20 protein-coding genes, 1 other RNA gene, 1 pseudogene and 1 other annotated feature are annotated in these 21,871 nt (G+C 53.8%); of the genes and pseudogenes, 6 read left to right on the forward strand and 16 right to left on the reverse strand.

The genetic code is table 11. The annotated features are described in order from the left end of the window. Window positions 1–28: 28 nt before the first annotated feature. Complete coding sequence (gene ydiK / locus GC087_RS13145) at window positions 29–1,123, forward strand: AI-2E family transporter YdiK (protein WP_006118968.1); 1,095 nt, start codon at window positions 29–31, stop codon at window positions 1,121–1,123. A 259-nt stretch (window positions 1,124–1,382) separates the two neighbouring features. Further along, window positions 1,383–1,492: antisense sRNA RprA (gene rprA / locus GC087_RS13150), an RNA gene on the forward strand. A 204-nt stretch (window positions 1,493–1,696) separates the two neighbouring features. On the opposite strand, the gene ppsA is transcribed toward rprA, so the two are convergent. Further along, a complete protein-coding gene (gene ppsA, locus GC087_RS13155) occupies window positions 1,697–4,081 on the reverse strand; it encodes a phosphoenolpyruvate synthase (protein WP_033741141.1) in 2,385 nt (794 codons plus the stop codon). 439 nt (window positions 4,082–4,520) lie between these two features. Between ppsA and GC087_RS13160 the strand changes: the two genes are divergently transcribed. Then, window positions 4,521–5,348, forward strand: coding sequence for a posphoenolpyruvate synthetase regulatory kinase/phosphorylase PpsR (locus GC087_RS13160; RefSeq protein WP_006118966.1), 828 nt, complete (start codon window positions 4,521–4,523; stop codon window positions 5,346–5,348). Window positions 5,349–5,499: 151 nt separating this feature from the next. Beyond that, window positions 5,500–6,546 (forward strand): 3-deoxy-7-phosphoheptulonate synthase, encoded by a 1,047-nt coding sequence (locus tag GC087_RS13165; RefSeq protein WP_324028482.1) that lies wholly within the window; start codon window positions 5,500–5,502, stop codon window positions 6,544–6,546. A gap of 1 nt (window position 6,547) precedes the next feature. Here the strand turns inward: GC087_RS13165 and GC087_RS13170 are convergent, their stop codons facing one another. The 15 genes from GC087_RS13170 to GC087_RS13240 all read right to left on the reverse strand — a co-directional run bounded on the left by GC087_RS13170 (window position 6,548) and on the right by GC087_RS13240 (window position 20,244). Further along, window positions 6,548–7,984 (reverse strand): protein adenylyltransferase SelO, encoded by a 1,437-nt coding sequence (locus GC087_RS13170; RefSeq protein WP_324028483.1) that lies wholly within the window; start codon window positions 7,982–7,984, stop codon window positions 6,548–6,550. 91 nt (window positions 7,985–8,075) lie between these two features. Further along, on the reverse strand, window positions 8,076–8,810 hold the full coding sequence (locus tag GC087_RS13175) for an EAL domain-containing protein (RefSeq protein ID WP_006118964.1): 735 nt from the start codon (window positions 8,808–8,810) through the stop codon (window positions 8,076–8,078). Between the two features lie 292 nt (window positions 8,811–9,102). Next, the gene (locus GC087_RS13180; protein WP_324030629.1) at window positions 9,103–9,561 is read right to left on the reverse strand and encodes an NlpC/P60 family protein; all 459 of its coding nucleotides are present in this window, start codon (window positions 9,559–9,561) and stop codon (window positions 9,103–9,105) included. Between the two features lie 66 nt (window positions 9,562–9,627). Further along, complete coding sequence (gene btuD, locus GC087_RS13185) at window positions 9,628–10,377, reverse strand: vitamin B12 ABC transporter ATP-binding protein BtuD (RefSeq protein ID WP_324028484.1); 750 nt, start codon at window positions 10,375–10,377, stop codon at window positions 9,628–9,630. Then, window positions 10,378–10,923, reverse strand: a complete 546-nt coding sequence (locus GC087_RS13190; protein WP_039340642.1) for a glutathione peroxidase — start codon at window positions 10,921–10,923, stop codon at window positions 10,378–10,380. It lies immediately after the preceding gene. A 15-nt stretch (window positions 10,924–10,938) separates the two neighbouring features. Next, window positions 10,939–11,946 (reverse strand): vitamin B12 ABC transporter permease BtuC, encoded by a 1,008-nt coding sequence (btuC, locus tag GC087_RS13195; RefSeq protein ID WP_324028485.1) that lies wholly within the window; start codon window positions 11,944–11,946, stop codon window positions 10,939–10,941. 100 nt (window positions 11,947–12,046) lie between these two features. Continuing rightward, window positions 12,047–12,349 carry an integration host factor subunit alpha gene (gene ihfA / locus GC087_RS13200; RefSeq protein ID WP_006118960.1) on the reverse strand — a complete coding sequence of 101 codons (303 nt, stop codon included), beginning with the start codon at window positions 12,347–12,349 and terminating at the stop codon, window positions 12,047–12,049. Between the two features lie 4 nt (window positions 12,350–12,353). After that, window positions 12,354–14,741 carry a phenylalanine--tRNA ligase subunit beta gene (pheT, locus tag GC087_RS13205; RefSeq protein WP_324028486.1) on the reverse strand — a complete coding sequence of 796 codons (2,388 nt, stop codon included), beginning with the start codon at window positions 14,739–14,741 and terminating at the stop codon, window positions 12,354–12,356. A 14-nt stretch (window positions 14,742–14,755) separates the two neighbouring features. After that, a complete protein-coding gene (gene pheS / locus GC087_RS13210; protein ID WP_033741123.1) occupies window positions 14,756–15,739 on the reverse strand; it encodes a phenylalanine--tRNA ligase subunit alpha in 984 nt (327 codons plus the stop codon). Window positions 15,740–15,810: 71 nt separating this feature from the next. Continuing rightward, window positions 15,811–15,936, reverse strand: a sequence feature (Phe leader region). Next, complete coding sequence (gene pheM, locus GC087_RS13215; protein WP_201770422.1) at window positions 15,887–15,931, reverse strand: pheST operon leader peptide PheM; 45 nt, start codon at window positions 15,929–15,931, stop codon at window positions 15,887–15,889. (Overlaps the previous feature by 45 nt.) A 116-nt stretch (window positions 15,937–16,052) precedes the next feature. Beyond that, window positions 16,053–16,409 carry a 50S ribosomal protein L20 gene (gene rplT, locus GC087_RS13220; RefSeq protein WP_006118956.1) on the reverse strand — a complete coding sequence of 119 codons (357 nt, stop codon included), beginning with the start codon at window positions 16,407–16,409 and terminating at the stop codon, window positions 16,053–16,055. A gap of 44 nt (window positions 16,410–16,453) precedes the next feature. Beyond that, window positions 16,454–16,651: a 50S ribosomal protein L35 gene (gene rpmI, locus GC087_RS13225; protein ID WP_006118955.1), complete on the reverse strand. Its 198-nt coding sequence runs from the start codon at window positions 16,649–16,651 to the stop codon at window positions 16,454–16,456. Between the two features lie 100 nt (window positions 16,652–16,751). After that, window positions 16,752–17,303, reverse strand: coding sequence for a translation initiation factor IF-3 (infC, locus tag GC087_RS13230; protein ID WP_006118954.1), 552 nt, complete (start codon window positions 17,301–17,303; stop codon window positions 16,752–16,754). Between the two features lie 3 nt (window positions 17,304–17,306). Beyond that, a complete protein-coding gene (gene thrS / locus GC087_RS13235; protein WP_006118953.1) occupies window positions 17,307–19,235 on the reverse strand; it encodes a threonine--tRNA ligase in 1,929 nt (642 codons plus the stop codon). Between the two features lie 247 nt (window positions 19,236–19,482). Beyond that, window positions 19,483–20,244, reverse strand: a complete 762-nt coding sequence (locus GC087_RS13240; RefSeq protein WP_006118952.1) for a DUF481 domain-containing protein — start codon at window positions 20,242–20,244, stop codon at window positions 19,483–19,485. A gap of 351 nt (window positions 20,245–20,595) precedes the next feature. Here GC087_RS13240 and ghoS point away from each other — a divergent pair, with 351 nt between their 5' ends. Then, complete coding sequence (gene ghoS / locus GC087_RS13245; protein WP_006118951.1) at window positions 20,596–20,898, forward strand: type V toxin-antitoxin system endoribonuclease antitoxin GhoS; 303 nt, start codon at window positions 20,596–20,598, stop codon at window positions 20,896–20,898. 79 nt (window positions 20,899–20,977) lie between these two features. Beyond that, window positions 20,978–21,870 (forward strand): annotated as a pseudogene (locus GC087_RS13250) (fructosamine kinase family protein). Window position 21,871: the final 1 nt, after the last annotated feature.

The following is a 21,871-nucleotide window of genomic DNA, read 5'->3' on the forward strand; positions in this document are numbered from 1 at the left end:
GACGGATCTCAAAGAGGTAATGCTTAAGATGAAAAGCCTGGAACGGCAGATAGACCTTCCCCAAATGTTGTTCACTCTGATATTCATTTTGCTGTTGATTGCCGCCTGCTTATGGGTGGTGCAACCTTTTATCCTCGGCTTCGCCTGGGCCAGCATGGTAGTGATTGCGACCTGGCCGTTGATGCTGAGAATTCAGCGACTGCTCTGGGGCCGGCGTTCTCTGGCCGTCATTGTGATGACCATTCTGCTTCTGCTGCTGTTTATTATTCCGGTTGCCCTGCTAGTGAACAGCCTGATTGATAACAGTGCTCCGGTAATTGCCTGGGCGACGCAGGGCCATATGCTGCCGACGCTGAGCTGGCTGAATGACATTCCTGTGGTCGGGGAAAAACTGTATGCCAGCTACCAGAAACTGGTGGCCGGCGGCGGTGCGGCCATCATGGCCAAGCTTCAGCCTTACGTCGGTCGTACAACAGGCTTCTTTGTTGCGCAGGCCGGACACTTTGGCCGGTTTATGATTCATCTGGCCGTGATGCTGCTGTTTAGCGTGCTGCTCTACTGGCGCGGTGAACAGGCGGCGCTGGGGATTCGCCATTTCGCTGTGCGCATGGCGGGCCGTCGCGGTGATGCCGCCGTTTTGCTGGCCGGGCAAGCCGTACGCGCAGTGGCGCTGGGCGTGGTGGTGACTGCGCTGGTACAGGGCGTGCTGGGCGGTATCGGGCTGGCCATCTCCGGCATTCCTTATGCGACCTTGCTGACCGTCCTGATGATCCTCTGCTGTCTGGTCCAGATTGGTCCCCTGCTGGTGCTGGTGCCCGCCATCGTTTATCTCTACTGGAGCGGCGATACGACCTGGGGCACGGTGCTGCTGGTGTGGAGCTGCGTCGTCGGAACACTGGACAATATTTTGCGTCCCGTGCTGATTCGTATGGGTGCCGACCTGCCGCTGATTCTGATTTTATCCGGTGTCATTGGCGGACTCATCGCGTTTGGCATGATCGGACTGTTTATCGGCCCCGTCGTGCTGGCCGTCTCCTATCGCCTGGTGTCCGTCTGGATGAATGAAGTGCCCAGACCACCGGTCGATCCGCTCAAAGCCCTGGACGAAAAGACGGATCAATAGGCCCTGTTCTGCATTTCATATGATTAGTAGTGGTTAAGTAGGCTGGCTGATTAAGATATCACCAGCCTTTTTTCCATTAGTAGTTTTTAAGATAAAACGCATATTTAGCGCTTTAAGCCCATTTTTCGACCTGAAATGATTATTTTTCATACATAATAACTCTCCTGAACGCTCTTAATGATGGTCAAAATATTATTTCCTTTAAACTAATAAGAGGATTCTTAAAGACGCCAGCAAGCGGTATGAATAACATATTTAACAAGTTTGAAATCAACTCACTGATTTCTAAACACCCTTATTTCCCCTGAGTAGCGTAAAGAATTGCTGTGTGTAGTCTTTGCCCATCCCCCGTGATGGGCTTTTTTTTTGCCTGTCGAAAAGGGGTTGCGCCCTCTTTTTACCGGTCAGGTTGTATGAACAGGCCGAAGAGCAACCTCGCCCCATATACGCTTTCCGCGCAAGTGATATCTCGACAACCGGAGCGGGTCAGCACTGATCAACCCCGTCTGTTTTTCCGCCGGGAATAAAAAAGCCAGCTTGCGCTGGCCTTAAAGTAACAGTGTAAACGTCGCGTCAGGCAGACTTATTCAGGGCCGCCAGGCTCAGCCACGTTTCCACGACGGTATCCGGGTTAAGTGACAAACTGTCGATGCCCTGCTCCATCAACCAGGCCGCAAAATCCTGATGATCCGAAGGCCCTTGTCCACAAATACCGACGTATTTACCCTGTTTTTTCGCCGCCTTGATCGCCATGGACAGTAAGGCTTTCACCGCCTCATTGCGTTCATCAAACAGGGCAGACACGACGCCGGAATCACGATCGAGCCCCAGCGCCAGCTGCGTCATGTCGTTCGAGCCAATGGAGAAGCCGTCAAAGTGCTGTAAAAACTGCTCCGCCAGCAGAGCATTTGACGGGATTTCACACATCATAATGACCTTCAGTCCGTTCTCACCCCGCTTCAGGCCCTGGCGACCTAACTCTTCGACCACCGCCTGCGCCTGGTCCACCGTACGTACAAACGGCACCATGATCTCGACATTGGTCAGTCCCATGTCATTTCGCACCCGCTTCACCGCTTCACACTCAAGCGCAAAACAGTCGCGGAAGCTTTCTGACACGTAACGGCCAGCGCCGCGGAAGCCCAGCATGGGGTTCTCTTCTTCCGGTTCGTACCGTTCCCCGCCGACCAGATTGGCGTATTCATTGGTTTTGAAGTCGGACAATCGCACAATCACCCGTTTGGGTGCGAATGCCGCGCCCAGGGTCGCGATACCTTCAGTCAGGCGCGCAATATAGAACTCGACGGGATCGTCAAAGCCTTTCATCAGCTGACGGATGTGTTGCTGCAACGCCGGCGGTTGTTGGTCAAACTCAAGCAGCGCTTTAGGATGCACACCGATCATGCGGTTGATGATGAACTCCAGGCGCGCCAGCCCAACCCCTTCATTGGGTAAGCAGGCAAAATCAAAGGCGCGATCCGGGTTACCCACGTTCATCATCACCTTCAGCGGCAGGTCCGGCATGGTATCGACCTGCGAACTGGTCACGTCAAAATCGAGCAGTTCGTCGTAAACATAGCCGGTATCGCCTTCCGCACAGGACACGGTCACGGTATGACCTTCTTTCAGGCGCTCGGTGGCATCGCCGCACCCGACCACCGCCGGAATTCCCAATTCACGCGCTATAATCGCGGCATGACAGGTACGCCCCCCGCGATTGGTGACAATAGCGGAGGCCTTTTTCATGATCGGTTCCCAGTCAGGATCGGTCATATCGGTCACCAGCACGTCACCTTTTTCGATACGGTTCATTTCGCTGATGTCATGAATCACCTTAACCGGCCCGGCACCAATGCGATGGCCAATTGCACGGCCTTCAATGACCACATTTCCCTGGCCTTGCAGGGTGTAACGCTCCATCACCTGACCATTTGAGCGCACGGTTTCCGGTCGCGCCTGCACGATGAACAGCTTGCCGGTATGCCCATCTTTTGCCCATTCAATATCCATCGGGCGCTTATAGTGCTGCTCGATCAGTACCGCCTGCTGTGCCAGCGCCTGAACTTCGCTGTCGTTCAGGCAGAAGCGGTCGCGTTCCGTTTCCGGCACATCCTCGATTCGCACCTGCTCGCCGTGCTCACGTGAATCGGCATACACCATCCGCACTTTTTTCGAGCCCATGTTGCGGCGCACGATTGCCGGACGCTTCGCGGCCAGTGTGGGTTTATGCACGTAAAACTCATCCGGGTTGACAGCGCCCTGCACCACCATTTCGCCCAGACCCAGCGCCGCCGTGATAAACACCACCTGATCGAAGCCAGATTCCGTATCAATGGTAAACATCACGCCTGATGCGGCCAGATCGGAACGGACCATACGCTGTATGCCTGCCGACAGGGCAACACCCCGGTGATCGTAGCCCTGATGAACACGGTAAGAGATGGCACGATCGTTAAACAGGGATGCGTAAACATGTTTCACCGCTACCATCACAGCTTCGATGCCCTGCACGTTCAGAAAGGTTTCCTGTTGTCCGGCAAAGGAAGCATCGGGCATATCTTCTGCGGTGGCCGAGGAGCGTACGGCAAAAGAGGCCTCGGCATCGTCTGCTGAGAGCTGTTCGTAGGCCGACAAAATGGCGGCTTCAAGTTCAGGCTGGAAGGGCGTTTCGACGACCCACTGACGAATCTGCTTACCTGCTTTCGCCAGTTGATCAACATCATCAATATTGGTGTCATCCAGCAATGCATAAATACGCTGGTTCAGACCGCTCTGCTCAAGAAACTGATTAAAGGCCCAGGAGGTGGTCGCGAAACCATTGGGTACCGAAACCCCCAGAGAGGACAAATTGGTAATCATCTCACCCAGAGACGCATTTTTGCCTCCTACCCGATCAACATCATGCATGCCAAGCTGGTTGTACCAGAGTACTAACGGCTGTTCGCCTTTATTGGACATTGAACTGATCCTTTATTAATGAATGGGCACATGGAAAATCCTGCTATTAACACAATCAGCCTGGCATAACGTTTTGGCAAACACGATCTGTTGAATCGTTAAAGCAGATTCTGCACGGCAGTTTCAGACTATAACCCGCTTTTTTAAGACGTTGCGCAAAGGATATTTTTTATCACAACCCACTAATTTAAAAGTGTTTTTCATTTCAGTGCCGCCTGAAGCGTCGTTTTTGTTGCGCAACAAGGCGGGTGAAAAAGGCAGCTTCAGGCGCGATTTTCATGGCAAATCTGTGGCGGAGAAAAGGAATATTTTCTGTCGGTTATGCTAAAACTGTACGACAAATGGTTAAGCCAGACTTCACATGCCCCCGCTGGGATTCGCGCGCCTGAACTTAACCCTGCTCCGTCTTTTCACGACTTCCTTGCACGAGGCATGCTCCATGACCACCGACAGAAGCGTTTTTTATATCTCCGACGGCACTGCGATTACCGCCGAAGTGTTAGGCCACGCTGTGCTATCGCAGTTTCCCGTAAACACCAACAGTGTCACCCTGCCGTTCGTTGAGAATGTTCAGCGCGCGCAGGCGGTTAAAGCGCAGATCAATGCCCTTTTTCAGCAAAGCGGCGTGCGTCCACTGGTCTTTTTTTCTATCGTCACGCCGGAAGTGCGCGACATCATTCTGCAAAGTGACGGGTTTTGTCAGGACATTGTTCAGGCGCTGGTCGCTCCGCTTCAGCAGGAGCTTGGTCTCGCACCGGCACCGGTCGCACACCGAACGCACGGACTGGATGCCAGCAATCTGGGCAAATACGATGCGCGTATTGCGGCGATTGATTACACCCTGGCACATGATGACGGCATTTCACTGCGCGGCCTGGAAGACGCGCAGGTCATTCTGTTAGGCGTTTCCCGTTGTGGTAAAACCCCCACCAGCCTCTATCTGGCGATGCAGTTTGGTATTCGTGCCGCGAACTATCCGTTTATTGCCGATGATATGGATAACCTGAAACTGCCGCCCGCTCTGCGCCAGCATCAGCATAAACTGTTTGGTCTGACAATTGACCCGGAACGCCTGGCGGCCATACGTCAGGAACGCGCGGAAAATACCCGCTATGCTTCCCTGCGTCAGTGTCGACTGGAGGTGGGCGAAGTGGAAGCGCTGTTCCGTACCCACCAGATTCGCTATCTCAACAGTACCAACTATTCCGTGGAAGAGATCGCCACCAAGATCCTCGATATTATGGGCCTGACGCGCCGCATGTACTGATCCGCCGCCGGCAGCGCCCTGTAACGTGGCGCTGCCGTAATTTTGCCTGCCATTGTCACGTTGGTGCTTGAATTCACAAGCTAATGGTTTATTGTGACCCTCATCACTTCCCGGTATTCCACCGCTGCGAAGAACACATTTAGAGAACACCATGAATAAAACTGACGAACTGCGCACGGCGCGCATTGGCAGCCTGATCTCTCCTGCCAGTCTGGCAGTTGAATATCCGCTTTCCTCCGCCATGGCCGATAATATCACCGCAGCACGCAAGCGCATTGCGCGCATCCTCACGGGCGACGATCCCCGTCTGCTGGTCGTGATTGGTCCCTGCTCCCTGCATGACCCGGTGGCGGCTTTAGACTATGCCCGGCGTTTAAATGTGCTGCGCGAGCAGTATCAGGACCGGCTGGAAATCGTGATGCGGGCCTATTTTGAAAAGCCACGTACGGTGGTCGGCTGGAAAGGCCTGATCTCCGATCCGGATCTGGACGGTAGCTTTGATGTGAACCGCGGCATCGGCATTGCCCGTAAGCTACTGATTGATATCAACGCCCTCGGCTTACCCACAGCAACGGAGTTTCTGGATATGGTGATCGGGCAGTTTATTGCCGATCTGATCAGCTGGGGGGCCATTGGAGCCCGCACCACTGAAAGCCAGATCCATCGTGAAATGGCCTCTGCGCTCTCCTGTCCTGTCGGCTTCAAAAACGGCACCGATGGCAATGTGCGTATTGCTGTGGATGCCATTCGCGCTGCCCGAACCAGCCATATGTTCCTGTCGCCGGATAAACAGGGGCAGATGACCATTTACCAGACCAGCGGCAACCCGCACGGCCATGTGATTTTACGTGGCGGTAAACAGCCCAATTATCATGCCGCCGATGTCGCCGAGGCGACTGCCTGCCTGAATGAATTCGGCTTAGCGCCACAGTTGGTGATTGATTTCAGCCACGGCAACTGCCTGAAACAGCATCGTCGTCAGCGCGACGTTGCTGCTGAGGTGGCTGAACAGATCAAAGGAGGTTCACGCGCGGTAGCGGGCGTGATGATCGAAAGTTTTATCGAAGAAGGCAATCAGAAAGTGGTGAGCGGTGAGCCCCTGACGTACGGTCAGTCCATCACCGATCCCTGCCTCAACTGGCAAGACAGCGAAGCTGTACTGGCCCTGTTAGCTGAGGCAGTTACTCACCGTTTATAACTTAGCTGGAACAACTGACTTCCAGTGATTTGCCCCAGTCCGGCGGCCGTTGACGATACTCAGCGGCCGTCGCGTCACTGAAGGGCTGCTGAAGCGCCTGATGTAAACGGGCCAGCGCCCCGCTCTCACCCTGCTCCGCCGCCTCGATCGCCTGCTGTGCCAGATAATTTCGCAAGACCAGCGCCGGATTGGCCGCTTTCATCACCTGCTGGCGCGTCGCATCGCTGACCTGCTCCTGCAACAAACGGGTGCGGTAATCCTGATACCAGCGATCAAAGGCAGCGCGATCGATAAATTCATCCCGTAACGGCGATCGCTGTTCTGACTGCTGCGTTTCACTGAGCAGGCGGAACGTCAGCGTATAATCGCGCCGTTCCTGACTCATTAAGCTGAGCAGATCGGTCAGAATCGCGTTATCCCCTGCCTCTTCGGTCAGAAAGCCCAGTTTCGCCCGCATCCGCTGGCCCCAGACGCGCATCAGTTCGTTTTCATAACCGCTCAGCGCCTGCTTTAGCTGCTCTGTACTGAGTAATCCTGACAGGGCATGCGCCAGACGATTAAGGTTCCACAGACCGATCATCGGCTGATTCTCGAAGCTGTAGCGCCCCTGGTAATCACTGTGATTACAGATAAAGTCCGGCTGATAGTCATCCAGAAAACCGTAAGGGCCGTAATCCATCGTCAGGCCAAGGATCGACATGTTGTCGGTATTCATCACACCATGCGCAAAGCCCACGCTCTGCCACTGCGCAATCAGGCGTGCTGTGCGCAGGACGATATCGGCGAACCACAGATAATAACGGTCGGCGTCCTCCGTCAGATGCGGCCAGTGATGACGAATGGCATACTCCGCCAGCTGTTTGACCTTGTCAGGCTGCTGGCTGTAAAAGAAGTGTTCGAAATGGCCAAAGCGCAGATGACTCGGCGCGATCCGCATCAGCATTGCACCGCGCTCAGCGGTTTCACGGTAAACCGGCTCATCGCTGATGGCTATCGTTAACGCGCGCGTGGTCGGGATCCCCAGATGGTGCAGCGCCTCCGAGGCCAGAAACTCACGCACCGTCGAGCGCACCACAGCACGACCATCGCCCATGCGAGAATACGGCGTCAGCCCTGCGCCTTTTAAATGCCAGTCGAGACGGCTGCCATCTTGCTGGCGCTGCTCACCCAGCAGAATGCCGCGCCCGTCACCCAGCTGACCTGCCCAGACGCCGAACTGATGGCCACTGTATACCTGCGCCAGCGGTTGCATACCCGGCAACAGTGACGCACCGTACCAGACACCGTGCCCCTGCCCGGTAAACAGATCGCTCTCCAGCGCCATTTCGTGCGCCAGCGGACCGTTGTGATATAACAGTCTGCCACCGGCAAGCGGGGTGGGATGTAAGGCGGTATAAGTACCCGAAAGCTCTCGAAACCAGCTGTTGTCAAAGACCATGTCTACTCCCAAACGACACCGGGTATCGTATGATAAAACCCACAGTGTAGCGTTGATAGCCGGGATTAAACAGGCGACAGTCGTGCAAATATCAGGGAGAGTGCAGGAATTGCTCGGAGTAGATCAAGGACTCAAACGCATCAGATTTCACCACCGGGAACAAGGCACCCTGCAGATGCACATTACTTAGATGGCTAACTTTATCCAGTAAAATTTCGTCATCTACGCCACAAATAATCATCCGATCGCAATGGCTACGGAAATTATCAATGATGCTTTGCATAAATGGTAAAAAAGAAGCACGTTTAGCAAGCGACTGAATAAAGTGTTTATCCAGCCTGATACAGCTAAACAGATTATCGTAAACGGCAGTCGTCGACGATTTCCCCGCGCCAAAATGCGACAGAGACAATTTAAACTCACCATATAACGCCGCGAGAAGCGGATTATTTTTTCCCAAATGGAGCGAGAGAAACGTTTCGCTGATATCCAACCTTAAAAAGGGCAGTTGTTTTATTTTACGCGTCAGAAACTCACTTTCGAGCAGGGTGCTTGCCATGCCCTCGTCTGTGGGCATAAAGGCCAGCAGGTTGTGCGTTTCGAAAAAGGTCTGATGCTTTTCCAGTAACGAAACCTGCCGCTGCAGCAGGCGCAGGCGCTGTGTCTCATCAAGCTGCGGCAACAGAACATCCTGCGGCAACGTGATAGGCGCACTTTCGTGGACGAACTGGGTAGCCAGCTCAATAGCGGTTAAGTGCCCTTCCTGGGAACAGGCGGCATAAAACCAAATTTCCGACTCATAGTCGGCCGACAGATGAATTTTCATTTTACAGCCAGTATATGTGGCGATAGTGCATCGTATATGATTAAAAACTTACTGGCAATAGTAGCAAAGGACTGATGAGATAGATATTTTTAGGCCATTACTGGCTTTAGTTTTAAGAAAATAAACTTTAAGCCAAATAATTTTTGGGACAATTCTGTAAAGTATGAAAAAGATTCCCGCTCCCAATGTTATAAATAAAATGAGTTGGTTAAAGCCAAATTAGGAATATTTTTTTAGATCCGGTCATTTTCTGAATTAATCCGCACTAACCGGGCGGGCTTAGGTTGACAAATTATATGCGTCGCGCCTGCCAAAACACTTTCCGCCAGTAGACATTATCCAGCGAGGACCGAATGACGCCCTGACTGGTTGAAGCATGGATGAAGGCGTTATCCGTGTCGTAAATGCCCACATGTAAGCCATTTTCGCCACTGCCGGTCCTGAAGAACACCAGGTCGCCGGGCAGAAGGTCCTCTTTGCTGATGCGCGTGCCGATATCACTCTGGGCGACGGTACTGCGTGGGAGCTGCAAATCAAACTTATCCCGAAATGTCAGATAAACAAAACCCGAGCAGTCAATGCCCTTGCGGCTCATGCCACCATAGCGATACGGTGTTCCCCGCCAGCTCCCCAGTTGATCGTTGAGCTGCGCGATAACGGTAATGGAGTCAGAGAGGCGACCATTGACGGGCGGTGCACGATGGCTACAGCCCACCAACAGTAACACCACGAACAGCAACCCCATGCGCATCACAGCTCATCCTTAATCAGTTATAACGGGGTAAATGTAGCGGCAAAGCCCGCTGCGTGGCAAGTCTCAGGGTAAAACCGTTAGCAGCGGACGGCCTTCCAGGGTGAGTTGTCGGAAAGGGATACCGTAGAGTGGCGTGAGCTGTTCCGGACGCAGGATTTCACAGGGTTTGCCCTGTGCCACAACAGCGCCCTGATGCAACAGCCAGACCCGATCGGCATGCCACTGGCTGTGGTTAAGGTCATGGCTGCTGGCAATCACACAAACCCCTGCACGACAGAGTTCCTGAATCAGATTATCGACAGCGTGTTGCTGCGCCACATCCAGCGCCGTCATGGGTTCGTCAAGAATCAGCAGTTTACCGTCCGCATTAATCTGCGGATCGATTTGTGCCATGACCGCACAGAGCCGGACGCGCTGCCATTCGCCCCCGGAAAGCTGATTCAGCGGTCGGGAGAGTTTTTCTGTCAACTGCAGCCGGGCGAGTAAGCTCATTAACCGCGCATCATTGTGTGGCCCTGAAGACGCCAGATGCAAACGAAGATAGTGATAAACCGGCATCATGCCAGGTGGCAGCTGCTGTTGAGGCAGCCAGCCGCGTACCCGGGCCAGCGCCGGTCCGGGCCAGTCAGCCAGCGCTTTATCCTGTAAAGTCATCTGACCGGTTATCGGCTCCAGACCGGCCAGCGCGGACAACAAGGTGCTTTTGCCCGCGCCATTCGGCCCCACCAGATGGATCAGATGCCCGGCATGAAGCGCACCGCTTACCGGTTGCAGCCGTCCGGCAACGGCGACCGCTTGCAGGCTGAGTAACACCTACTTCGCCAGCGCGACCTTAATCGTTTCCAGAATAATCGGGTCTTCTGGCGACATATCGGGCGAGAAACGCTGGATCACGCTGCCGTCACGTCCAATCAGGAATTTTTCAAAATTCCACAAAATATCCCCTGGCGCTTTTGGTGCCCGGCCTTTACTGACCATACGCTCATAAAAGCCACTTTCTTCCGGCCGAACGGCATCCGGTTTTGCGGCCACCAGCTGCGCATAAAGCGGATGACGATGTTCACCATTCACCTCACATTTTTCGAACAGAGGGAAGGTCACACCGTAGGTGGTGCTGCAAAACGTCTTGATTTCTTCGCTGGTGCCGGGTTCCTGCTCCAGGAACTGATTGCACGGGAAACCCAGTACACTGAAGCCCTGGTCATGCCAGGCTTCATGGATATTTTCCAGTGCTTCGTATTGCGGCGTTAAACCACATTTCGAGGCCACGTTCACCACCAGCAGGACGTTGCCCTGCCAGGCAGACAGCGTGGTTTTCTCACCATCCAGCGTAACCAGTTCAGTTTGATAAATGCTCATACGGGGTTCCTGTGGTTAAGACTTGTTTGTCAGCGCAGGCTGACGTGTCGATTTGACTAACAGAACGATAAACAATGGCGCACCCAGCGTGGCCGTGACCACGCCAACAGGCAACTCAGCCGAGGCCAGTGCCAGACGGGCAATAATATCTGCCCCCAGCAGTACGCTGGCCCCTGCCAGCGCGGAGGCCGGCAGCAACGCACGATGATCGTGCAATCCCACCAGGCGTAACAGACGAGGAATGACCAGCCCGACAAATCCTATCGCCCCGGCCAGCGCAACGCTTACCCCGACCAGCCAGCCCATGGCCAGCACCAGCAGATTACGCCAGCAGACCAGAGACAGTCCCAACTGGCGCGCGGAGGTCTCACCGAGGGCCAACAGATTGAGCGCGCGGGCCGCCGTCATGCTGGCCAGAATCACCGGCAATAACGCCAGCATCATCCAGCCATAACGCCAGTCGATGCCGCTGAATCCGCCCATCATCCAGTACATCAGTTGGCGCAAATCGAGACTGCTGCTGAAATACACCGCCCAGGTCATCATCGCGCTGCAAATCATGCCCAGCGCTACGCCGGTGAGCAACAAACGGCTGACGGATAAATGGCGGTGGGCAAAGTGCAGCAGAATCAGCGTAATCACCAACGCGCCCGCTATCGCCGAAAGCGAGAGGCTCCATAATGCGCCGCCGCTGAACAGCACGCCCGCCACCAGGCCAATGCCTGCCCCGCTGGACACCCCCAGCAGGCCGGGCTCGGCCAGCGGATTGGTAAACAGCGCCTGCATCATCACCCCGCTCAACGCCAGCGCCGCCCCCACCAGCATCACCGCGACGGTACGGGGTAAACGTAACTGGCCGACAAACAGCCTGCCGCTCTCACTCCACCAGGCGGCAGGCCCTATCCAGCGCTCGCCTGCACACAGGCTGACCGTAAAAAGCGCCAGCAGCAGCAGACTCAGGCCCACCAGCCATTTTTGATTTTGCCGTGTGCTGTGCCGTGCAAGTTGTTCAAGCTGGGACATAAGCGGAATTGATCTGGGTAACAGGGAATTGATTGTAAAAGGATTGCGAAAAAAAGAAATGAAAAAGGCCGCTTGCGCGGCCTTTTTAAAAACACTGGGATCAGTCACTGTCTTTGGGTGTGGCGTTCTCAACGCGACTTTTAAGCTTCTGCCCTGGACGGAAGGTGACTACGCGACGTGCAGTAATCGGAATATCCTCTCCCGTTTTTGGGTTTCTGCCCGGACGTTGGTTTTTGTCACGCAGATCAAAATTACCAAACCCCGACAGTTTAACCTGTTCTCCATTTTCCAAAGCGCGGCGAACCTCTTCGAAAAACAGCTCCACTAACTCTTTTGCATCACGTTTGCTCAGCCCGAGTTTCTCAAACAGGTATTCTGACATCTCAGCTTTTGTAAGCGCCATAGGTTCAATCCCTCAAGGTTGCCTGGAATCGCTCTTTTAATGCCGCAACGCATTTGGCAACCGTCGCGGCAATCTCCTCTTCTTCGAGTGTCCGGCTGGTATCCTGCAAAATCAGGCTGATTGCGAGGCTCTTATAGCCCTCGGAAACACCCTTACCTCGGTACACGTCAAACAAGTTTACGCCAACTACCTGATTTACGCCAACTTTCTTACACTCTGCGATGATATCTGCTGCGGGCACGTTTTCCGCCACAACAACGGCGATATCTCGGCGGTTTGCCGGGAAGCGCGAAATCTCTTGCGCATCAGGCAGGACGCGGTCTGCGACCTTATTCCAAAGCAGTTCAAAGACTAAGGTGCGACCGTTGAGATCCAGCTTACGTTCAAGTTCGGGATGAACCACTCCGATAAATCCGATTCGTTCATCATGCAAATAAATTGCCGCACTTTGTCCCGGATGTAACGCCGGATTCGCTTCTGCACGGAAAGTGATGGCGTCGAGCTTACCGGTTAAATCCAGTAATGACTCTAAATCGCCTTTCAAATCATAGAAGTCAACCGCCTGGCGCGCCAGATCCCAGTGCTCTTCGAAGCGATTGCCACTCAGTACGCCGGCCAGCATCAAATCCTGACGGATACCTAAATCTGCCTGTGTATCAGGCACAAAACGCAGGCCGCTCTCAAACAGGCGCACGCGGCTCTGCTGACGATTCTGGTTATAGACCACGGCGCTCAGCAAACCGGTCCACAGCGACAGACGCATGGTGGACATATCGCTGGAAATCGGGCTTGGCAGCAGCAATGCCTCTTCGCCGGGATGCAGCAACTGCTGGACTTTTGGATCCACGAAGCTGTAGGTAATGGCCTCCTGATAGCCTTTATCCACCAGCAGCATCTTCGCGCGTTTCAGCGACAGGTTGGCTTCACGGTGCTTCGTCATTACCAGCCCGGCCTGCACCGGCACGTTCGGGATATTGTTGTAACCGTAGATGCGCGCAATCTCTTCCACCAGGTCTTCTTCGATAGCCATATCGAAGCGCCAGGTCGGTGCGACCGCCTGCCATTCCTGATTGCCTACGTTCACCTGACAACCGAGGCGGGTCAGAATGTCGGTCACCTGGGCATCGCTGACCACATGACCGATTAAGCGATCCAGCTTCTCACGACGTAAGGTGATGGTGGCAGGCACCGGCAACGCGGCCTCTGCCGTCTGATCGATAACCGGACCGGCTTCGCCGCCACAGATGCTCAGCAGCAGCTGCGTCGCCCGCGCCATCGCCTTGTGCTGCAGCGCCGAATCCACACCACGCTCGTAACGATGTGAAGCATCCGTATGCAAACCATGACGACGCGCCCGGCCGGTAATCGCCAGCGGCTCAAACCAGGCGCATTCCAGTAAAATATTTTGCGTTTCGGTGTTTACGCCGGAATGCTCACCGCCAAAAATGCCGCCCATCGCCAGCGCTTTCTGGTGGTCAGCAATGACCAGCGTATCGCTGCTGAGTCTGGCTTCTGTACCGTCCAGCAGCGTGAGTGCTTCGCCCTCTTCTGCCATGCGCACCACGATCCCGCCGTCAAGACGATCCAGATCGAAGGCGTGCATCGGCTGACCCAGTTCCAGCAGCACGTAGTTGGTGATATCCACGACCGGATCGATAGAGCGAATACCGCAGCGGCGCAGTTTCTCTCTCATCCACAGCGGCGTTGCTGCGGCAACGTTCACGCCTTTGACCACCCGGCCTAAATAGCGAGGACAGGCATCGGTCGCGTCAACGCGAATCGGGAAGGTATCGGGAATCGTGGCAGTGACCGGCTCGATGGCGGGCGCATTTAGCGGCAGGCCGTTCAGGACCGCAACATCCCGAGCGATGCCCATGATGCCCAGACAGTCAGCGCGGTTAGGCGTCACGCTGATTTCGATGGTGTTGTCATCTAACTGCAGATAGTCACGGATATCGGTGCCCACAGGCGCATCGGCAGGCAGTTCAATAATGCCATTGTGATCATCGGAAATACCCAGCTCCGAGAACGAGCACAGCATGCCTTCCGAGGGTTCACCGCGCAGCTTTGCGGCTTTGATTTTGAAATCGCCCGGCAGAACGGCACCCACGGTGGCGACGGCTACTTTCAGGCCCTGACGACAGTTCGGCGCACCGCACACGATGTCCAGCAGACGATCGCCCCCGGTGTTGATTTTGGTCACACGCAGCTTGTCGGCATTCGGGTGTTGACCGCACTCTACGACCTCACCGACCACCACGCCATGAAACGCGCCAGCCACTGGCTCAACGCCATCCACTTCCAGACCCGCCATGGTGATTTGTTCTGACAGCGCTGCGCTGTCAAGGGCTGGATTTACCCATTCGCGTAACCAGAGTTCACTGAATTTCATTGGATAACCTGCCCTTACTTAAATTGTTTGAGGAAACGTAAATCATTTTCGAAGAATGCGCGTAAATCGGTCACGCCGTAACGCAGCATGGTCAGACGCTCCATGCCCATACCAAAGGCGAAGCCCGAGTAGACTTCCGGATCGATACCGACGTTGCGCAGCACGTTAGGATGCACCATGCCGCAGCCCAGAACTTCCAGCCACTTGCCGTTTTTCCCCATCACATCCACTTCCGCAGACGGTTCGGTGAACGGGAAGTAAGACGGACGGAAACGGATCTGCAAATCTTCCTCAAAGAAGTTGTTCAGGAAATCGTGCAGCGTGCCTTTCAGGTTGGTGAAGTTGATGTTCTTATCGACGATCAGGCCTTCCATCTGGTGGAACATCGGCGTGTGCGTCTGATCGTAGTCGTTACGGTACACGCGGCCCGGGGCGATAATGCGCAGCGGCGGCTGCTGGTTTTTCATCGTGCGAATCTGTACGCCGGATGTCTGCGTACGCAGCAGGCGAGTGGCATCGAACCAGAAGGTGTCGTGATCGGCACGTGCCGGGTGATGGCCGGGGATATTCAGCGCGTCAAAGTTATGGTAATCGTCTTCAATTTCCGGGCCGGTCACCACCGCAAAGCCCAGTTCACCAAAGAAGGTTTCGATGCGATCGATAGTACGGGTAACCGGATGCAGTCCACCGTTTTCGATACGGCGTCCCGGCAGTGAGACATCGATGGTTTCCGCCGCCAGACGGGCGTTGAGCGCCGCCGACTCCATCGCTTCTTTGCGGGCATTCAGACGATCTGTCACCTGCTGTTTGGCTTCGTTAATCACGGCACCGGCTGCTGGACGCTCTTCTGCTGGCAGCTCACGCAACGTGGTCATCTGCAAAGTCAGATGCCCTTTTTTCCCCAGATATTCGACGCGCACCGCGTCAAGGGCGGCGATATCGGTCGCCCCGTCGATGGCCGCCGTGGCGTTCGCCACCAGTTCTGCTAGTTGGGACATGTTTTCCTCTTTTTCCAGTCAGGCTGGTTAGTACTTGTTGGGACCTGCCGGTCCAATATGCCAGCGCCAAAAATAAAAAAGCCTCCACGTGGGAGGCTTTCAGCGCGATTTTTCGTTTCTTTTCTTATGCGCAAAAGCCCCTGATTGTCAGGCGCTAAAGTAAAAAAAGAAACGGAAAAGAGCAGCATTCATGCTTGCGTTACCTTGTCGTGATACTCAACGGCACTATTGAAAAGCGCAGAGGCGAAAAAGTCAATCTTTTGCTCAGGTTACAGGTAATAAAAAAGGGAGCAAGCTCCCTTTTTCAACTGACTTACGCCAGAGCTGATTTCGCTTTTTCTACCAGTGCAGTGAATGCCACTTTGTCGAATACAGCGATGTCGGCCAGGATTTTACGGTCAATTTCAATGGCTGCTTTTTTCAGACCATTGATGAAACGGCTGTAAGACATACCGTTCTGACGCGCCGCTGCGTTGATACGCGCGATCCACAGCTGACGGAACTGACGCTTACGTTGACGACGGTCGCGGTAAGCATACTGACCAGCTTTGATAACAGCCTGGAAGGCAACGCGGTAAACACGTGAACGTGCACCGTAGTAACCTTTAGCTTGTTTTAAGATTTTTTTGTGACGTGCGCGAGCAACTACACCACGTTTTACACGAGCCATTTAGCTCTCCTGTTTAATATTCTGAATTAATTAAAAAAATTTACTTATGCGTACGGCAGGCAGGCAACAACCAGACCCAGATCGCCTTTAGACACCATGCCTTTCGGACGCAGGTGACGTTTACGCTTGGTAGACTTCTTAGTCAGAATATGACGCAGGTTCGCGTGTTTACGCTTGAAGCCGCCAGAAGCGGTCTTCTTGAAGCGCTTAGCCGCGCCACGTACAGTTTTAATCTTTGGCATTTTAAAAAATATCCACTTCGCATTGTTGATAACATGACCCAGACAGGCGAACAACAAACCGCACAACGCAAGCGCTGCGCGGTCATTGCTACTTGAATGCCTACTGTTTCTTCTTAGGTGCGAGCACCATGATCATCTGGCGGCCTTCGATCTTCGAAGGGAAGGATTCGACAATAGCCAAATCCAGATCATCACACAGGTCTTTACGGACGCGGTTAAGCACTTCCATACCGATCTGCTGGTGCGCCATCTCACGACCGCGGAAACGCAGCGTGATTTTGGCTTTATCGCCTTCTTCCAGAAAGCGAATCAGGTTGCGTAGTTTGACCTGATAGTCGCCATCATCGGTTCCAGGACGGAATTTAATTTCCTTAACCTGAATAACTTTTTGCTTCTTCTTCTGTTCCTTAGAAGATTTGCTTTTTTCATAGAGGAACTTGCCGTAATCCATAATGCGGCAAACCGGCGGTTCGGCGTTCGGGCTGATTTCAACTAAATCTACACCCGCTTCCTCAGCTTTTTCCAAAGCTTCGCGTAGACTGACAATACCAAGTTGCTCGCCTTCAACGCCTGTTAAGCGCACTTCTGTTGCGCGAATTTCACTGTTGATGCGATTCGGACGCGTAGGTTGTACTCGTTTTCCGCCTTTAATACCTTATTCCTCCAATTGGTGAAGATTGCGGCTGCGAATCTCTTGCTGCAGCTTCTCAACAAACACATCGACATCCATCGACCCAAGGTCTTTACCACGGCGGGTGCGAACGGCCACTTTGCCAGCTTCCACCTCTTTATCACCACAGACCAACATATAAGGGACGCGACGTAATGTGTGCTCGCGGATTTTAAAGCCTATCTTCTCGTTTCTCAAGTCCGCTTTCACACGAATGCCAGCATTCTGCAATTTACGTGTCAAAGTCTCAACATATTCTGCCTGACCGTCGGTAATATTCATGACGACAGCCTGCACTGGTGCCAGCCAGCTAGGGAAGAAACCGGCAAACTCTTCGGTCAAAATACCGATAAAGCGTTCCATCGACCCCAGAATCGCACGGTGAATCATCACGGGCGTCTGACGATCGTTGTTTTCACCCACGTAGGTGGCATCCAGACGTTTAGGCAGGGAAAAGTCTAGCTGAACTGTTCCGCACTGCCAGGCACGGTCAAGGCAATCGTATAAAGTAAATTCAATTTTCGGGCCGTAGAAGGCGCCCTCACCCGGCTGGTATTCAAACGCAATGTTGTTTTCATTGAGCGCCGCAGCCAGATCCTCTTCTGCACGATCCCAGGTTTCATCAGAACCGATGCGCTTTTCAGGACGGGTAGACAGTTTCACCACGATCTTTTCAAAGCCAAAGGTGCTGTACATGTCGTAAACCATGCGGATACAGCTGTTCACTTCGGCGCGCAGTTGATCTTCCGTACAGAAAATGTGGGCATCATCCTGAGTAAAGCCACGAACGCGCATCAGACCATGTAACGCACCTGAGGGTTCATTACGGTGGCAGCTCCCGAACTCGGCCATACGCAGTGGCAAATCGCGATAGGATTTCAGCCCCTGATTAAAGATTTGCACATGACCCGGGCAGTTCATCGGCTTGATGCAGTACTCACGGTTCTCCGAAGAGGTCGTAAACATCGCATCTTTGTAGTTTTCCCAGTGACCGGTTTTTTCCCACAGCACGCGGTCCATCATGAACGGACCTTTTACTTCCTGGTACTGGTACTCTTTCAGCTTACTGCGGACGAACACTTCCAGTTCACGGAAAATTGTCCAGCCGTCATTATGCCAGAAAACCATACCCGGCGCTTCTTCCTGCATATGGTAGAGGTCGAGCTGTTTACCGATCTTACGGTGGTCGCGCTTCGCCGCTTCTTCCAGACGCTGCAGATAGGCAGACAGCTGCTTTTTATCGGCCCAGGCGGTGCCGTAGATGCGCTGCAACATTTTGTTGTCGCTGTCGCCACGCCAGTAGGCGCCTGAAATTTTCTGCAGTTTGAAATGGTGACAAAAACGCATATTCGGTACGTGCGGACCGCGGCACATATCGACGTATTCTTCATGATGATACAGCCCAGGGCGATCATCATGGCTGATATTCTCGTCCAGGATAGTGGTCTTATAGACTTCACCCCGCGCCGCGAAGACATCGCGCGCTTCCTGCCAGCTGACCTTCTTCTTCACGACATCGTAGTTGGTCTCAGCCAACTGATGCATGCGTTTTTCCAGCAGCTCAATATCTTCCTGGGTCAGCGTGCGATCGATGTCGACATCATAGTAGAAACCGTTGTCGATAACCGGACCAATAGCCATTTTCGTGTCGGGCCACAGCTGCTTAATGGCATGGCCTAACAGGTGCGCGCAAGAGTGACGGATGATTTCAAGACCCGCTTCGTCTTTTGCAGTAATAATGGCGACAGACGCGTCGTCGGTGATGGGATCAACCGCATCGACCAGTTCACCGTTCACTCGTCCGGCGATACAGGCTTTGGCCAGACCGGGGCCGATATCAAGCGCGATGTCCATCACGCTGACAGGGCGATCATAAGTGCGCTGGCTGCCATCAGGAAGCGTAATTACAGGCATAGAATGTCCTTAGTTGCAGTGGTAAGCCACACGAAAGCCTACATACAAAATTGAGTAGTTTGATTCACCTGGCGTGAAATCAGACCCACATTGTCGGAATGTCGCCAGGAAGTTGATGCGGCACGGATAATAGCAGTTTTCAGACGTGAGCAAAACCCATGCCTTTCCGCTAACTCTCAGACAGATCAAAAAAAAGCGGCCGGGCACCAGGCCAGACCGCTTCTCCGTCAGACAGACTTAACGCGGATTACATCGCGTACGTCAGCATGACCGTGGTTTTGGTATCCGTATGGTCGGGCGCAGACTCAGGTGGATTGTTGTTCCAGGTGACGTTATACGCCAGTTTCAGGGCGAAATGGTCGTTAATCGCTACCTGTAAGCCCGTTTCAGAGTTCACTGTCGTATCGTCACCCAGTGAGCTCAGTACGGAAACGCCCTGAATGAATTTGGTGGTATCTGTCAGCTGCCACTGGTAGCTCACCGCACCGTAAGCCAGCGCCTGCGTTTTATGGCCACCTTCGCGGTAATCGTCGTAACGGACACCAGGACCGAATTCCGCACGCAGTGAATGCACCGGGCCATTCAGGATCTGACGACCATAACCGGCGGTCAGGACATCGCGTCCGTCATAACCATTGTAACGGTCACTTAACCAGCTTGCCTGACCAAACAGGTAGTCATAGGCGCTCATGTTGTAACGCGAACGCGCACCTACGTTATAGGTTTCGGACGAGCGCTCATCGTTTGCAGAGGTATTCGCGGCATTGCCCCACAAGCTGTAGGCCATTGATTCTGTATACCAGGTCATGTTGGTCTGTGCGGTCAACGATGAGCTGGTGGTGTTACCGGTTTGCGCCAGGTAACCTGCAGAGGCCGATCCTTCAAAAGGCTTTTTCGCCGTTGAAGGGTCATCCATCGCGGTGAAGACCGCGTTATCGGCCAGCGCCTGGTGACAAAACGCTCCGGCAGAGAGCAATAGAACAGCAGACAGCTTGTTAAAGGCGTTCATTAAGTGTGATCCGTGCAACAGTTTTGAAAACGAAGATTCTGAAGGGTTTCCCGGTGCGATCAATCCCCTTTACCGTAACTTTTGTAAAGAGATATGAATTCGCTCAGAACATCATGCATTAGCGTAACGTCCCGTATTTGCTGGACGTTAACCTGAGTTCGGCGCGCATTATAGAGTTGTTTTTGCCAAATAACATCTGTTCGTTTACAAGATTTACATACGTTCGGGTTGCCAGCATCCGCACAAACGGTAAACAGTTTAGTCCGAATTGTTGGCTCATCCCCTTCATTATTCGCCTGTTTTTTCACCCTGTACTACGCTGTGTGATATTTAACCCTTTCGAGGTGCAAAATGAGCAGTGGAGATCTACATCGCTATGTCGTGACCTTTCATTATCAGGAAGCCGGACTCAGTGACGTTCTGAACCTGACCGGTGCTCTGACATCAGGGGGCTTCTCTACCACGTTAATGGATGACAGTGGCACCGCCCATGAGCTTGGCACCAACAGTTTTGGCATTGTCACCACACTGGATGAGGCCGCGCTAAAACAGCAGGCTCTTGCCGCGGGCGAAAGCGCGCTGGGCCAGAAACCCGACGTGACGTTGACCACGCTTGACGACTTTCTGCGCCAAGCAACAGGTGCCGCAGACTAGTCTGTGCACACGCGCAGGTTTTTATCGCGTGCGTCCGCGTTACAATTGAACTCAGGCAGCGAATAAAGAGGATAACCCGATGTGGTCAGCCATTAGTCGTCTGTTAAACGAGCAATTTGGCAACGCCGAAATTACCCAACGTCATGAACTCCCCGGGGGGATGTTCATCCCGCCTGGCTCATCCGCTATGGTGAGCAGGATGTGTTTGTAAAGTGCAACAGCCGCGATAAAGTGTCCCTGTTTAGCTGGGAAGCCGATCAACTCGCCCTGCTGCGCCGTACCCAGACGGTCCGCGTTCCGGACGTTTATGGCGTTGGCAGCGATCGTGACTACAGTTTCCTGCTGCTGGAATATATCAAACCTCAGCCCCTGGATCCGCAGAGCGCCTACCAGTTAGGCCAGCAGTTGGCGCGTCTGCATCAGTGGAGCGAGCAACCTCAGTTCGGGCTTGATTTCGATAATAATCTGACCTCTACACCACAGCCCAACAGCTGGTTGCGGCGCTGGTCAGTTTTCTTTGCGGAGCAACGAATCGGCTGGCAACTGCAGATTGCCGCTGAGAAAGGCATTCTGTACGGCGATGCCGAACGGATTATTGATTGTGTGCAACGGACCCTGGCGTCCCATCACCCTCAACCTTCCCTGCTCCACGGCGATCTGTGGCCAGCTAACTGTGCGGGCAGCGAGACTGGCCCCTGGATTTTCGATCCTGCCTGTTACTGGGGCGACCGGGAATGCGACCTGGCGATGCTGAGCTGGTTTACCGATCTGCCGAAGGCGATCTTTGACGGTTATCACCAGAGCTGGCCATTACCCGATGGCTTTTCGCAGCGTCAGCCGGTTTATCAGCTTTACTATCTCCTGAACCGGGCCAACGTGTTTGGCGGCAACTGGCTGGGCGCGGCGCAGTTTGCCGTGGGCCAGTTGCTGGATGACGATGCACGGGCAGCCGGTCAGGTGAAACCGGCCTGAT

It is taken from the genome of Pantoea sp. JZ2 (genome assembly GCF_035191405.1).
Taxonomy (GTDB): domain Bacteria; phylum Pseudomonadota; class Gammaproteobacteria; order Enterobacterales; family Enterobacteriaceae; genus Pantoea; species Pantoea stewartii.